14 protein-coding genes are annotated in these 14,701 nt (G+C 40.4%); 6 read left to right on the forward strand and 8 right to left on the reverse strand.

Going from position 1 to position 14,701, the window contains the following annotated elements:
* Positions 1–43 precede the first annotated feature (43 nt).
* From QMA08_RS16190 to QMA08_RS16210, 5 genes are all read left to right on the forward strand, one after another.
* Positions 44–1,219, forward strand: a complete 1,176-nt coding sequence (locus QMA08_RS16190) for a phosphoglycerate kinase (RefSeq protein ID WP_039490391.1) — start codon at positions 44–46, stop codon at positions 1,217–1,219.
* A gap of 201 nt (positions 1,220–1,420) precedes the next feature.
* A complete protein-coding gene (fba, locus tag QMA08_RS16195) occupies positions 1,421–2,485 on the forward strand; it encodes a class II fructose-bisphosphate aldolase (RefSeq protein WP_002961523.1) in 1,065 nt (354 codons plus the stop codon).
* A 1,039-nt stretch (positions 2,486–3,524) separates the two neighbouring features.
* Positions 3,525–4,214 (forward strand): phosphate regulon transcriptional regulator PhoB, encoded by a 690-nt coding sequence (gene phoB, locus QMA08_RS16200; protein WP_006791869.1) that lies wholly within the window; start codon positions 3,525–3,527, stop codon positions 4,212–4,214.
* A gap of 65 nt (positions 4,215–4,279) precedes the next feature.
* A complete protein-coding gene (gene phoR, locus QMA08_RS16205) occupies positions 4,280–5,587 on the forward strand; it encodes a phosphate regulon sensor histidine kinase PhoR (protein ID WP_290174957.1) in 1,308 nt (435 codons plus the stop codon).
* 115 nt (positions 5,588–5,702) lie between these two features.
* A complete protein-coding gene (locus tag QMA08_RS16210; protein WP_290174958.1) occupies positions 5,703–6,671 on the forward strand; it encodes a phosphate ABC transporter substrate-binding protein PstS family protein in 969 nt (322 codons plus the stop codon).
* 70 nt (positions 6,672–6,741) lie between these two features.
* Here QMA08_RS16210 and QMA08_RS16215 read toward each other — a convergent pair whose 3' ends face one another.
* From QMA08_RS16215 to sfsA, 8 genes are all read right to left on the reverse strand, one after another.
* Positions 6,742–6,978 carry a hypothetical protein gene (locus QMA08_RS16215; RefSeq protein ID WP_024597166.1) on the reverse strand — a complete coding sequence of 79 codons (237 nt, stop codon included), beginning with the start codon at positions 6,976–6,978 and terminating at the stop codon, positions 6,742–6,744.
* A 33-nt stretch (positions 6,979–7,011) separates the two neighbouring features.
* Positions 7,012–7,860, reverse strand: a complete 849-nt coding sequence (gene panC / locus QMA08_RS16220) for a pantoate--beta-alanine ligase (RefSeq protein ID WP_024597167.1) — start codon at positions 7,858–7,860, stop codon at positions 7,012–7,014.
* Complete coding sequence (gene panB / locus QMA08_RS16225) at positions 7,860–8,654, reverse strand: 3-methyl-2-oxobutanoate hydroxymethyltransferase (RefSeq protein ID WP_002962679.1); 795 nt, start codon at positions 8,652–8,654, stop codon at positions 7,860–7,862. The genes panC and panB overlap by 1 nt, the downstream gene beginning before the upstream one ends.
* A gap of 30 nt (positions 8,655–8,684) precedes the next feature.
* The gene (folK, locus tag QMA08_RS16230; protein ID WP_002962677.1) at positions 8,685–9,170 is read right to left on the reverse strand and encodes a 2-amino-4-hydroxy-6-hydroxymethyldihydropteridine diphosphokinase; all 486 of its coding nucleotides are present in this window, start codon (positions 9,168–9,170) and stop codon (positions 8,685–8,687) included.
* A gap of 4 nt (positions 9,171–9,174) precedes the next feature.
* Complete coding sequence (pcnB, locus tag QMA08_RS16235) at positions 9,175–10,656, reverse strand: polynucleotide adenylyltransferase PcnB (protein ID WP_002962675.1); 1,482 nt, start codon at positions 10,654–10,656, stop codon at positions 9,175–9,177.
* Between the two features lie 78 nt (positions 10,657–10,734).
* Positions 10,735–11,679: a tRNA glutamyl-Q(34) synthetase GluQRS gene (gluQRS, locus tag QMA08_RS16240; RefSeq protein ID WP_290174959.1), complete on the reverse strand. Its 945-nt coding sequence runs from the start codon at positions 11,677–11,679 to the stop codon at positions 10,735–10,737.
* A gap of 20 nt (positions 11,680–11,699) precedes the next feature.
* Positions 11,700–12,143 (reverse strand): RNA polymerase-binding protein DksA, encoded by a 444-nt coding sequence (gene dksA / locus QMA08_RS16245; protein ID WP_002962671.1) that lies wholly within the window; start codon positions 12,141–12,143, stop codon positions 11,700–11,702.
* Between the two features lie 307 nt (positions 12,144–12,450).
* Positions 12,451–13,170, reverse strand: coding sequence for a DNA/RNA nuclease SfsA (gene sfsA, locus QMA08_RS16250; protein ID WP_149603140.1), 720 nt, complete (start codon positions 13,168–13,170; stop codon positions 12,451–12,453).
* Between the two features lie 123 nt (positions 13,171–13,293).
* Here sfsA and pepB point away from each other — a divergent pair, with 123 nt between their 5' ends.
* Positions 13,294–14,589 (forward strand): aminopeptidase PepB, encoded by a 1,296-nt coding sequence (pepB, locus tag QMA08_RS16255; protein ID WP_002962668.1) that lies wholly within the window; start codon positions 13,294–13,296, stop codon positions 14,587–14,589.
* Positions 14,590–14,701 lie beyond the last annotated feature (112 nt).

Consider the following 14,701-nt stretch of genomic DNA (forward strand, 5'->3'; position numbering starts at 1 on the left):
AACGTATTTTTCAGGTTCAGTATCGTTAACTAAGGAGATGTTCATGTCGGTCATAAAAATGGCAGATTTAGATTTAAACGGCAAACGCGTATTAATTCGTGAAGATTTAAATGTACCAGTTAAAGCAGGTAAAGTGACGTCAGATGCGCGTATTCGTGCAGCACTACCTACTATTAAACTAGCCCTTGAGAAAGGCGCTAAAGTAATGGTTATGTCACACCTTGGCCGTCCTACGGAAGGGGAATACGATGAAGCGTTTTCGCTTGCACCTGTAGCTGATTACTTAAACGATGCCCTAGAGCAAACTGTACGTTTAGAAAAAGATTACCTAAACGGTGTTGATATTGCTGATAACGAAGTGGTTGTTTTTGAAAATGTGCGCTTTAACAAAGGCGAGAAGAAAAACGACGAAGCGCTATCTAAGCAACTAGCAGCACTGTGTGATGTATATGTAATGGATGCATTTGGTACGGCTCACCGTGCACAAGCGTCTACCCATGGCGTTGGCTTATTTGCTGATGTGGCATGTGCAGGTCCATTGTTATCGGCTGAGCTTGAAGCGTTAGGCAAAGCACTTGATAATCCAGCACGTCCATTAGTTGCGATTGTTGGTGGTTCTAAAGTATCTACTAAGCTTACCGTTTTAGATTCACTTTCTAAAATTGTTGACCAATTAGTTACCGGCGGCGGTATTGCAAATACCTTTATTGCTGCATCAGGTAGCCCTGTTGGTAAATCGCTTTACGAACCTGATTTAATGGAAGAAGCGAACCGTTTATGTGCAGCAGCGATTGCTAATAATGGTGAAATTCCGGTACCGACTGACGTAGTGGTTGGTAATGAGTTTTCTGAATCTGCTGTAGCTACGCTTAAAGATGTAAGCGAAGTAACAAGCAATGATATGATTTTTGATATTGGCCCTGATACAGCGAGCAAGCTTGCAAAAATTATTGCAAATGCAGGCACTGTTGTATGGAATGGCCCAGTTGGCGTGTTCGAGTTTGACCAGTTTGGTAATGGCACACGTGCTATTGCACAAGCAATTGCTAACTCAAATGCTTTTTCAATCGCCGGTGGTGGTGATACCTTAGCCGCAATCGATAAATACGGCATTGCCGATAAAGTATCTTATATTTCTACTGGTGGTGGTGCGTTCTTAGAGTTTTTAGAAGGCAAAAAACTTCCAGCAGTTGAAATGCTAGAGTCGCGCGCTAAGTAATTTTAGTGGCGTAAGGTGAGGGGGTAATAGCCCTCACCGACAATTAATTACTAAATACCTCTCACCCTAATTTAGTCGTTAATTTAGACGGAATATTACTGCAAAGCAGTGGTTTTTCGTGGCGTTGTTATAACGCCAAACTAACACATCCGTTCAAACTAGATGGTAGGGAACTACTGTCGATAAATTGGAGAATACCCAATGGCTTTAATCAGTATGCGACAACTTTTAGATCATGCAGCAGAGCATGGTTACGGCGTACCTGCTTTTAATGTTAACAATCAAGAGCAAATGCGCGCAATAATGGAAGCGGCTGACAAAACAAACAGCCCAGTAATCGTTCAGGGATCAGCTGGCGCACGTGCTTATGCTGGTGCTCCATTTATTCGTCATATGATTTTAGCAGCCGTTGAAGAATGGCCACATATCCCAGTTGTAATGCACCAAGATCACGGCACATCGCCAGGTGTATGTCAGCGTTCAATTCAGCTTGGTTTTTCATCAGTAATGATGGATGGCTCGTTAATGAGCGACGGCAAAACTCCTTCAAGCTACGAATACAATGTAGAAGTAACGCGCGAAACAGTTGCGATGGCGCATGCCTGTGGCGTATCTGTTGAAGGCGAGCTAGGTGTTCTTGGTTCACTTGAAACAGGTGAAGCTGGCGAAGAAGATGGCGTTGGCGCAGAAGGGTTATTAACAACGGATCAAATGCTAACAGACCCTGAAGAAGCGGCTGATTTTGTAAATAAAACACACGTTGATGCACTTGCAATTGCTTGCGGTACTTCACACGGTGCTTATAAATTTACTCGCCCACCAACAGATGACATTTTAGCGATTGATCGCATTAAAGCGATTCATGCCCGTATTCCTAACACGCACTTAGTGATGCATGGCTCATCTTCGGTTCCACAAGAGTGGTTAGAAATTATTAATCAGTACGGTGGCGAAATTCCAGAAACTTACGGTGTGCCAGTTGAGCAGATTGTTGAAGGCATTAAATTTGGTGTTCGTAAGGTAAATATTGATACCGATTTACGTTTAGCATCTACCGGTGCAATTCGCCGTCATATGGCGCTTAACCCATCTAACTTCGATCCACGTAAATACCTAGCTGAAGCGACTAAAGCAATGACAGAGATTTGCGTTGCACGCTATAACTCGTTTGGTACTTCTGGCCAGGCTAGTAAAATTAAGCCAATTTCACTTGATGAAATGCACCTTAAATACTTAAGCGGCGAACTAGACCCTAAAATTAGATAATAGATCAATTTATAATTGATCATTATTAGGGCCTGTTTATCTTTCGAGGTTGAATTTGCAGCAGTATGTTTGGTATTTAGGCAAGGCAGAGCCTATGCAGTGTGGTTATTTCCCATAAATAGGCGATAACGTGGAATAAATGCCAAACATGCGCTGCCCGAAGGGTTCTGCCTAGGGGCAATTTACTCTTTGTTGCCTACATGGATGTAGGTAAGGGGCGTGAGCAGGACGCGGAAGCTTTGCTCGGTTTTTACTTAGCCCGCTAGGTTACAAACCTCACGCCGCGATTAAATCGCCCCTAGATTGAACAAATTTTAATCCTGAAAGGTCAACAGGCCCTAAGCCAGTAACTTTGTTGCTGGCTTTTTTAATGTCAGCCCTTTTTATATTACAGATTACGGTTTTTTGATCAGATCACTGCATTACCAACGCGGAATTTTGGGATCACGCATTTACTAACACAGCCTTTTTCGGATCATTACTTTACTAAGCCAAATACACTTTAATGCTATTTTGGGCTCTGAGATAATTTGATCGTTATTTATTTGTACAAACAATCAACAACTTATTGCTTTGACTAGGTACAACTCTGATCTGAGGGGGGATCGGCTTGGTAAAAATCTGATCCTTTATTTGGGGCTTAGTAAAATTTAGATCTATTTTTGAACGTATTGTTTGTTACACAGGCGGGTTTGTTGATTTTAAAATGGCTTTAAAGCTACTTTTAAACGATCGATCTGTAAAAATGTCTTGGTTAGTAAAACAATGATCCCAGCTAGTTTAATATTGTTTAGTGGTTTAAATAGCGATACAAAAAAGATAATTTCAAAAAGTTAGCTATTACATAAATTTATCGTAAATCTCTTTTTATTAGGTTAAATATTAAAAAGGTTTTAAAAATATGACGTTAATGAGGTTTTTTGTCACTAATTTGTGTTTTTTTTACCACCATTTTAATTTACACGTTACACTTTCATAAAAATGTCATACTTAGTCATAATAATGAAAACTAATTCGATAGCGTAAGAGATAAATTGGAATGTCACGTAAAGTACTAGTCGTAGATGACGAAGCTCCTATCAGGGAGATGTTGGTTTTTGTTTTAGAGCAAAATGGATTTCAAGCAATTGAAGCAGAAGATTACGACTCTGCTATTGCAGCTATGGTTGAACCTTACCCAGATATGGTTTTACTTGATTGGATGTTACCAGGTGGAAGCGGTATTCAAATTGCTAAAAAGTTTAAGCAAAACGAACACACCCGCCAAATCCCAATTATTATGCTTACAGCTCGCGGCGAAGAAGAAGACAAAGTACGCGGCCTTGAAGTAGGTGCTGACGATTACGTCACTAAGCCGTTTTCTCCTAAAGAGCTTATGGCACGTATTAAAGCGGTTATTCGCCGTGTATCGCCAACCTCATTAGAAGAAGCTATTGAAGTACATGGCCTGCGTTTAGACCCTATTTCGCATCGTGTTACCTCAGAAGGTAACGAGCTTGATATGGGGCCAACCGAATTTAGATTACTGCACTTTTTTATGACTCACCCAGAACGTGTTTATAGCCGTGAACAACTGCTTGATCATGTGTGGGGAACTAACGTTTACGTAGAAGATCGCACGGTTGATGTGCACATTCGTCGCCTGCGTAAAGCAATTGGCCCACTTGGACATGACCGTTTGGTGCAAACAGTACGTGGCGCTGGGTATCGTTTTTCAAGTAAGCTGTGATCAGCTTAAAGCTTAGCTAATGTGTAAAATACGCATGTATTACTACTCTAAGGTAAAGTGAGTGTATGTATCGAGTTGTTAATAAACAGGCGTTAGTTAAACGCCTGTTTATCTATTTTTTACCCTTACTATTAATTGGTGTGCTGGTTGGCGCGCCATTTTTGCTTTTATTTTTAGGATCTTTTTCTCTCCTTATTTGGCACTACCATCAACTTTATCGTTTGAGCGATTGGCTACTTAATCAACGCAGCTTTAATCCGCCAGAGGGTGAGGGGGCATGGGAGCAAGTGTTTGAAGGTATTTATCATCTCCAGCACCGTAATCGTAAAAAACGTAATGAGCTTGCAGATTTAATTCGTCGCTTTCGCGATGGGGCTGAAGCGGTACCTGATGCGGTAGTGGTATTACAAAACGATTTAAGTATTGTGTGGTGTAATCAATTAGCCCTTAAAGTGCTTGGTTTGCAGTGGCCTACGGATCATGGTCAGCGCCTTGATAATTTGATTCGCGAACCTAAGTTTGCTAAATACATGCACAAAGGCGAATTTGACGATGCGCTTGAGCTGGATAACGGTCACAGTATTGAGCAGGTGCTTGAGTTTAGGGTAATGCCATATGCAAGTACGCAACTTATGGTTGTGGTACGTGATGTAACGCGCTTAAAACAGCTAGAACAGATGCGTAAAGACTTTGTAGCCAATGTGTCGCATGAACTACGTACACCGCTTACAGTGGTTACAGGGTATCTTGAGATGATGGATGGCGACATGATGCCGCCGCCAGCAATGTGGAACAAAGCGCAAAATACTATGCTTGAACAATGCAAGCGCATGGATAGCTTAGTCAGCCAATTACTATCGCTTTCGCGTATTGAAGGTGCTCGTCGCCAAGACAATGATAAAGCTATAAATGTACCGCAATTACTTGGTTATATTCACACTGAAGCAAACTCAATTAATCAAGACAAAGGCCACGAACTTATTTTTGATATTGATAAAACCCTTGATATTAAAGGCTCTGAGGATGAACTGCGTAGTGCGTTTTCTAATTTAGTATTCAACGCGATTCATTACACAAAACCAGGCGGTAAAGTAGAAGTATGCTGGCAGCGCAAAAACAATAAAGCGTGTTTTAGTGTTACCGATAATGGTGATGGTATTGCGCCTGAGCATATTAACCGATTAACTGAGCGTTTTTATCGTGTTGATAAAGCTCGCAGTAGAACAACAGGTGGCTCAGGCTTAGGGCTCGCTATAACAAAGCATGTGTTAACTCGCCATGATAGTAAATTAAATATTTGTAGTGAAGTTAACAAAGGATCGTGTTTTTCTTTTGATTTTTCAATAGATAAGATAGTTTCGCTGACTAAATAATTAAGCTAATAGGTCAAGTCATAAAAGTGTCATTTAAGAGTAATGTAACTGTCATGTACTCACTTTAGAGTGGGCAGCAGTTAGAAAATGGAACGAACAAACCGGAGAACTCTACATGAAATTTAAAAACTTAGTTGCCGCAATGGGTGTGGCTGTTACAACTTTCGTATCTGCACAAGCAGTTGCTCTAGATCAAAATATTCCTGAGTATCAAAAAATTAGTGGTGTTTCAGGCAACTTTTCATCAGTAGGTTCTGACACTTTAGCCAACATGATGACGTTTTGGGCTGAAGAGTACAAACGTATTTACCCAAATGTAAATATTCAGATTCAAGCAGCAGGTTCTTCTACTGCTCCACCGGCACTTACCGAAGGTACAGCTAACTTAGGTCCAATGAGCCGTAAAATGAAATCTAAAGAAATCGAAGCGTTCGAAAAACGTTACGGTTACAAGCCAACAGAAGTTCGCGTAGCTATTGATGCACTTGCTGTATTTGTACATAAAGATAACCCAATTGAAGGTCTTCGTATTGACCAAGTAGATGCTATCTTTTCATCTACTCGTAAATGTGGCGCACCAGAGCAAGTTAACCGTTGGAGCGATGTTGGTCTAACAGGTGATTGGGCAGCTAAAGATGTGCAACTTTACGGACGCAACTCAGTATCAGGTACGTATGGTTACTTTAAAAAGAAAGCACTTTGTAAAGGTGATTTCCGTAATAACGTAAATGAGCAACCGGGTTCTGCATCAGTAGTACAGTCAATTTCATCTTCATTAAATGCAATTGGTTACTCAGGTATAGGTTATAAAACATCAGGCGTACGTACAGTACCGTTAGCTAAAAAAGGCGATAACTTTGTTGATGCAACACTTGATAACGTTGCACAAGGCAAATATCCATTATCTCGCTTTTTATACCTATATGTGAATAAGCACCCAAACAAGCCGTTGTCTCCAATGGAAGCGCAATTCTTAAAAATGGTACTTTCAAAAGATGGTCAGCAAATTGTAGAAAAAGATGGTTATGTACCACTTTCTGCAAAGCTAGTAGAAGCAGAACTTAAGAAGCTTGGTTTAAATTAATAAACTATAAGCAATAAAAAACCGCTCATTGAGCGGTTTTTTTGTGGCTAAAACTAAAAACTTTAAGGAATTAAATATTACCTAATTTTTCGGCTTGTGCTTTACATTGATTATAGCTCTCAACACATTTTCCAGAGCATACTTGTTGCTTTAAGCCCTCAGCAGTTGTTTGCTGTTCACAACTACTTTCACACTGGTAGTTTTGTTGAGCACACTGATTCATTTCAGGGTTTTCAACTTGGTTTTGACAACCTGCTAATAGTGCAAAAGTAAGGGCGACTACGCTTGTTTTTATTAAAGTGTGCATGCTTCTTATCCTTAAAATGGAGTCGCAATAATATTAAATTTCGACTTGGATATTGTCGATCAATCTAACACCACCAAAATAGGCTGCGGCTAAAATAACAAATTGAGTATCTTCGATTGTAGCAGTTTTTAATGTATCTCGTTGAGCAATCTCAAAATAGTCTGGTTTTAGGCCTGCTTTCTCTAAACTTTGTTTAGCTAAGCTTTCAAGTTTTACGAAGTCTTTCTCGCCACTTTTAAGTTGCTCAGCGCACGTATTAAGGGCCTTAAATAATACGGTTGCAGTCGCTTTTTGATCATCTGATAAGTAACCATTACGTGAGCTCATAGCAAGGCCAGAAACTTCTCGCATTGTAGGTACACCAATAACTTCAACCGGAATTGATAAGTCGCGTGCCATAGTTTTGATTACTTGCAGTTGCTGAAAATCTTTTTCACCAAAGCAGGCGTAATCTGGTTGGACTAAGTTAAATAACTTAGTCACGATTGTTGCAACGCCTCTAAAGTGACCTGGACGTGAGCCGCCGCAATAGCCTAATGAAATGTCAGGCACATCTACAAAGCTTTGTGCACCTAGTCCGTTAGGGTAGATTGTTTCTACACTTGGGGTAAATACAATATCAGTGCCTAGTTCAGCAAGGCCTTGTTTGTCTTCGTTTAGCGTACGAGGATAGTTATCTAAATCTTCGTTAGCACCAAATTGCATAGGGTTTACAAAAATACTTACAACGACTTTGTCGGCCAAGTTTTTTGCTTTTTCTACTAGCGAAAAATGCCCACGGTGCAAGTTGCCCATTGTTGGCACAAGCGCCACGCTAAGACCTGCTTGGCGCCATGCTTTAATTTGACTACGTAACGATCTGATTTCAGTTATTGATTGCATTATTTAAACTCATGTTCAGCGCTTGGAAATGCGCCACTTTTAACATCTGTACAATACTTTTGAACGGCTGCAGGCATATTGCCTGTTTCGAGCAAAAAGTTTTTAGAAAATTTAGGAATGTAACCTGCCGAAATACCAACCAGGTCATGCATTACCAGTATTTGGCCGTCAGTTAAGCTGCCTGCACCAATACCAATAGTTGGGATACTTAGAGCGTCTGTAATACGTTTTGCCAGGGCACTTGGAATACACTCAAGTACTAATAATTGCGCGCCAGCGGCTTCAAGTGCTTTCGCGTCATCAATCATTTTTTGTGCTTTATCTTCTTCGCGACCTTGTATTTTAAAGCCACCAAATACATGAACTGACTGTGGTGTAAGGCCTAAATGCCCGCAAACTGGGATACCTTGTTGAGTGAGTGCTTTAATGCTCTCGTAAAGCCACTCTCCGCCTTCAAGTTTAATCATGTTTGCGCCAGCGCGCATAAGCTCAGCTGCATTTTTACAGGTATCACTAACGCTTGAGTAGGTCATAAAAGGTAAGTCAGCAATTACAAATAATTCACGGCTACCAGCGCGTACACAGCGGGTATGATATGCAATATCTTGATTTGTTACGCCAAGGGTGTCATCGCCGCCTTGTAGTACCATGCCCAATGAGTCGCCCACTAAAATAACTTCAACGCCGTTATCATGAAATAACTTTGCAAAACTAGCGTCGTAGGCTGTTAATGCAGTAATTTTGTTATTTTCTGCTTTCATTTTATTTAAAGTAGAAACGGTTATTTTAGACATAATATCCTCGCAGGCAAAAGCCTAGGTTAATTACAGAGGTAATTGTTGTAAGTCGTTGAGCGGTAAGTTATTTGCAATGGTTTTTAATGCAATGCCGCTAGGTAAAATAAGTTCAGGTGCAAGCTCTAATAGTGGGTAAACCACAAACTCGCGATCACTCAAACCATAATGAGGCACGGTTAAGCGCGCCGTATTTATAATTTGATCATCAAATAATAGGGTATCGATATCAAGTGTGCGTGGACCCCAACGCTCAGCTTTTCTTACTCGACCATGCTCAAGCTCAATACTTTGTGTTAAATCAAGTAATTGCTCTGGATCAAGGGTCGTTTTAATACAGGCTACGGCATTGATATAGTCTGGTTGATCTTGTGGGCCCATAGGCTTACTTGCATAGTAATGCGATACGTTTACAAATTCACAATTAGGCAGCTTTTTAAGCGCAATTATCGCGTTATCAAGCTGCTCTTTTGGTGAGTTTAGGTTGGCACCTAAACCCAAATAAACACAATGCATGTTATTACTCAGTTGGCTTTTTAGTAGGACGACGGCGCTTTCGCGGCTTAGGACCACCTTGATGACCTAAGCTTTTAACCATCTCTTTTTGGCCGTTTATATCTTTACTTAAGTATTGTGTCCACCACTGAGCAAGCTCTGTATGCTGAGTTTCGCCTGCATCTACGCGTAATAATAAAAAGTCGTAAGCGGCTTTAAAGCGAGGTTGTTGCGTTAGCCTGTATGCACGTTGGCCAGCACGTTTATCTAAGCGGTGCTGTATATGCCAAATATCGCGAGCACCTAAAGTAAAGCGCTTAGGAACAGCTATATGCTGTGAATTATCGCTTAGTACTTTATTCATTGCTTGTGCGAAAGCATCGTATTCAGATAATTGCTCTTGGCTTTGAATTTTTTTAGTGCGCTCAAGCAGTGGGAACCAAAGTAGGGCAGCAAAAATAAACGCCGGTGTTACTTTTTTATCGGCATTAATACGCTTGTCGGTATTTTGAAACATTTGCTGAATAAGCGTGTGCTCTAAGCCACTTGGGTTTTTATCTAAAATTTTATCAAGTTCAGGAAAAAGTGAGCGGAATAAGCCGTATTTACGCAGCATTAAAAAGTTAGCTTCGGCCTTGCCGTTTAAAAACAGTTTAAGAATTTCTTCAAATAAACGAGCTGGCGGAATGTTATCAAGCAAGCTTGCAAGCTCGCTAATTGGCTTTTCACTTTTAGGCGCAATGCTCATATCAAGCTTAGTGGCAAAACGTACTGCACGTAACATACGAACAGGGTCTTCGCGGTAACGCGTTTCAGGATCGCCAATAAGCTCGATTTGTTTAGCTTTAATTGCCGCTAAGCCGTTGGCGTAATCGTGAATACTAAAATCTTTAATTGAGTAATAAAGTGCGTTGATTGAAAAGTCGCGGCGCTCTGCATCTTCTTCAATACTGCCAAATACGTTGTCACGAAGTAATTGACCTTCATTGCTTGATTGGCTTATTTGATTTTTGTCTTCTTGCGCTTCGTGGTGGCCACGCATTGTTGCCACTTCGATAATTTCACGGCCAAATACAATGTGTGCTAGACGAAAGCGACGACCTATCAGGCGACAGTTTCTAAATAGTTTTTTTACCTGATCTGGAGTTGCATTAGTAACTACGTCAAAATCTTTTGGCTGTTGGCCTAACAATATATCGCGAATACAACCACCAACAAGGTAGGCATCGTAGCCACCGTCTTTTAAGCGGTATAATACTTTGATTGCATTTGGGCTAAATTGTTTGCGAGAAATACCATGCTCACCACGAGTGACAACAATAGGTTCACTGCTTACAGAAGCGCTTTCGGCACTGGTATTCGGGCCGATTATTTGTCGGCAAAATTGAAAAAGCTTGGAAATAATAGTCTGTCTCCTAGAAGGTGTGATTGACTCTGCATCGCAATCAAAAGTTACAGCAAATAGGGCGGTTATAACCCAGTACAAGCTGTTTGACGTAATTAGCATATATTTAGGCGGCTATCATATACCAGCAGGGTTTAAAAATTAAGTTGATGTGTTGAAATTAAGCCGTTTTTAGCTATTTTATTTACTTAAATGTGTAAATTGGACTTTCTGGCTATGTGGATGTTGAGAAATTTGTATTTCGGATACTTGGGGGACCTGTTTTAAGCTAAAGTTTTTAATTCCCCAATCGATTAATTGTTCTATATTTAAGTCGCTTAAATCAGCTATAACAGGTAGCCCTAAAAATTCAAAAGCGCTAAGTAAAGCAGGCTTTGGATTTTGCTTACAAATGGCGGGGGCATAATTTTGTTTAGATAGTTTAAAACCGGGCTTGGCAACCGCTAAAGGTAAATGAGCAAATTCAGGTACGGGGCTGTCGAGTTGTTTAAACAAACTAATTTGCCGAGCTGTTGGCTCAATTAAATCTGCGCCTCTTACAATTCGATTAATACTTTGATCAATATCATCGACGACCACAACAAGTTGATATGCAAATAAACCGTCACTGCGTTTAATTAAGTAATCTTCGTGGGATAATGCACTATTTACCGATATATCACCTTGAATTAAATCACTAAATTGGGTCGTTGGATGTTGCTGAACTAAACGAAGTGCGCCGGATTGAGTATGATGATTAAGCGCTTTGCAATGCCCCTGATAAATACCGCCAATGGCTTTTATTTGCTTTCGAGTACAGGTGCAACCATAAACAAGGTTTTGCTCTAAAAGTGAGTGGGTAATATCTTGATATAAAGACAGACGCTGCGTTTGATATACAACAGGTTCATCCCAGTAAAGGGCGTAGGCTTGTAAGGTATTTAGAATATCGGAGTCGGCGTTTTTAACCACGCGCGTAGTGTCAATGTCTTCTATACGAACTAACCATTTTCCTTGATTAGCTTTTGCATCTAGATAACTACCCACAGCCGCTACAAGTGAGCCAAAATGTAATGGCCCAGAAGGAGACGGTGCAAAACGACCGCGATATTTACGCATAGGCGCAGTAACGGCTGTAGGAGACATAACTAACTAATAAGTTTTAATTAGCCGCGTCCAGATTGCTTTTCTTTGATTTCTGCAAGTGTTTTACAGTCTACGCATAAATCGGCAGTAGGACGTGCTTCTAAGCGACGTATGCCAATTTCGATGCCACAAGACTCACAAAAGCCAAAATCATCTTCTTTAATCAAATTAATTGTTTTTTCAATTTTTTTGATTAATTTACGTTCGCGGTCACGAGTACGAAGTTCTAAAGAGAATTCTTCTTCTTGTGCAGCGCGGTCAACTGGGTCAGGAAAGTTAGCAGCTTCGTCTTGCATGTGCGATTTAGTACGATCAACTTCGTTACGTAAATCGTTACGCCAAGTCTCTAAAATTGCTCTAAAATGAGCACGTTGTGCATCATTCATGTACTCTTCGCCTGGTTTTTCTTGGTATGGTTCTAAACCGGCTTGAGCCAATAAACCATGTTTCTTTTGGTCTGGCATAACTCTCTCCTAAATCCTTAATTTAATGCCTCAGCATTAGCCGGCGGTATAAATAACAGAATCTTATACCCTAGGCAAATTTATTTTTAATTAATCGAATTAGCTTCAACCATGCTTACTGAGTAAAAAGTGTATTAATAGTTTATTTACACTTTTAATTAATTCACATATTCGCTTTCTAAAACTTGCCTTGTTATATGGGCAAAAGCTTTAAAAACAAGTTAATTTTTATAATTCACTTTTTACTACTTTCTATAATTAGAGTGCTTTGTAAATTACGCTTAGTTCAATCTCTTGGTTTATTACACTATTCTATAAATGCTATTTTTTTATGAAGTAAGACTCCATTAGCTGAAATTTTGGCTTTATATGCTAATACTTCAACACCGGCTATTATTGCTTGGTTTAATAACGTGGCGTATTTTTTATCAATATGCGCAGCTGCACTTACGGTATTTATTCCTTCATGCAAAACAGCGAACAGTAATACTGCTCGGTGGCCTTGTTCGATCATTTCTATTAGTTCGCGAATATGCTTTTGTCCACGCAGTGTTTGCGCATCAGGAAAGTAGCCTTGCCCGCTTTGTGGTGCATCTTCGCTTAATAATGTGACTGATTTAACTTCTACATAGCAATCGGGCTTATTTTCGTCTGTGAGTAAAAAGTCGATACGACTGTTTTCGCTGCCGTACTTAACTTCGCTTTGCAATTGACTGTAGTCGAGTAGCTCGCTTATCACATTATTGTTTATTGCTTCTTCTACTACTTTATTAGCCACCGCTGTATTTACACAAATAAGCTGCGATAAGTTATTTTGCGTAAGTTCTAATGAATGCGGGTATTTTCGTTTTGCGTTATCGCTCGTTGAATAAAAAGCAGTAAAGCCTGGCTCAGCGCATCCCGTCATTTTACCTGTATTTGCACAGTGGGCGGTAAATTCGCTGCCATCACTTAATTGTAAATCAGCTAAAAAGCGTTTGTAGCGCTTTAATAATATGGCTGGTTGCAGCGCTGGCGTGTACTTCATAATAACTTCCAAAGCGTAAACACTGCTCAGCAGTGTGATTTATGTTATTTATCTCAAGCTGTTGGGAACTTAAGCGCTCTATAGTAAACTCGGTGGCACATTTAAGTGCAAGGGAATTCTAACATGAGTGAAAAATTTGTTGTTCAACTAAGCGAACAAGCAGCAGCGAGTCATTGGGGCGATAATGCGTCATTGTCTTTTAACGAGCGTGGTGCAACTGTTCATTTATCTGAGCAAGACACATTAAAAAATGTTCAAAAAGCAGGCCGTACTATTGCAAGCCAAGGCGTTAAAAATGTTGAATTAGCAGGTGATACTTGGTGTACAGAAAGCCAGTGGGCTTTTTACCAAGGCTTTGTAACACCAAAATCATTAAACGGTGTTGAGTTTGTTGATAACGCACAATCAGATATTAAAGAACTTGCTCACTTAAAAACGTCAGCAATTTGGGCACGTGAAATGGTTAACGGTACTGCCGATGACATTTACCCAGAAAGCCTAGCTGAAAAAGCAGCTGAGTTTATTCAATCATTAGCGCCTGAACACGTAAGTTACCAAATTATTAAAGGTGATGCGTTACTAGAACAACAGTGGATTGGTATTCATGCAGTTGGTCGCGGTAGTGTTCGCCCACCAGTATTGCTTGAGCTTGATTACAACCCAACAGGCGACGAAAATGCACCAGTAAGTGCTGCGCTTGTAGGTAAAGGTATTACGTTTGACTCAGGTGGTTACTCAATTAAATCAAGCGAAGGTATGCTTGGTATGAAGTGCGACATGGGCGGCGCTGCAACAGTAACAGCAGGTTTAGCATTGGCTATTAACCGTGGTATTGAAAAACGTATTAAGCTGTTTTTATGTTGTGCTGAGAACTTAATTTCGGGTCATGCATACAAATTAGGTGACATTCTTACTTATAAAAATGGCACAACAGTTGAAATTGTAAACACGGATGCTGAAGGTCGCTTAGTACTTGCTGATGGCTTAATGGCAGCAGGAGAGACTGGCGCTCCACTTATCATTGATGCAGCAACACTAACTGGAGCAGCGCTTGTTGCTGTTGGCCAAGAGTACAATGCATTATTTGCACTTGATAAAGAACTTGCACGTGAAGTTGAAAGTTTTGCATCTCAAGAAATGGAAGCTGCTTGGCCACTTCCTCTTGAAAAATGGCATCAACAAAACTGCCCATCTCCTTATGCTGATACGGCAAATAGCCGTGCACAAAAGGGTGGCGGTTACGGCGGTGCATCGAATGCTGCAGGCTTTTTATCACGCTTTGTGCCAAACGATGGCAAAGGCTGGGTGCACATAGATTTAGCTGCTGCTTTTAACATGGGCAGTACAAGCCAATGGGCAGCGGGCGCAACAACTCAAGGTATGCGTACGGTTGCTCGTACCCTACAAGAAAAAGCATAATATTTACTAAATTATGCTTTTTACACTAAAAATAGGCACCCTGGGGTGCCTATTTTTTAATTTACAGGCAAGCAATTTTATTTCATTTGCGGTAAAATCCGTCGCCAATACC

The organism is Pseudoalteromonas sp. APC 3355 (assembly GCF_030407615.1).
Lineage (GTDB): Bacteria > Pseudomonadota > Gammaproteobacteria > Enterobacterales > Alteromonadaceae > Pseudoalteromonas > Pseudoalteromonas distincta.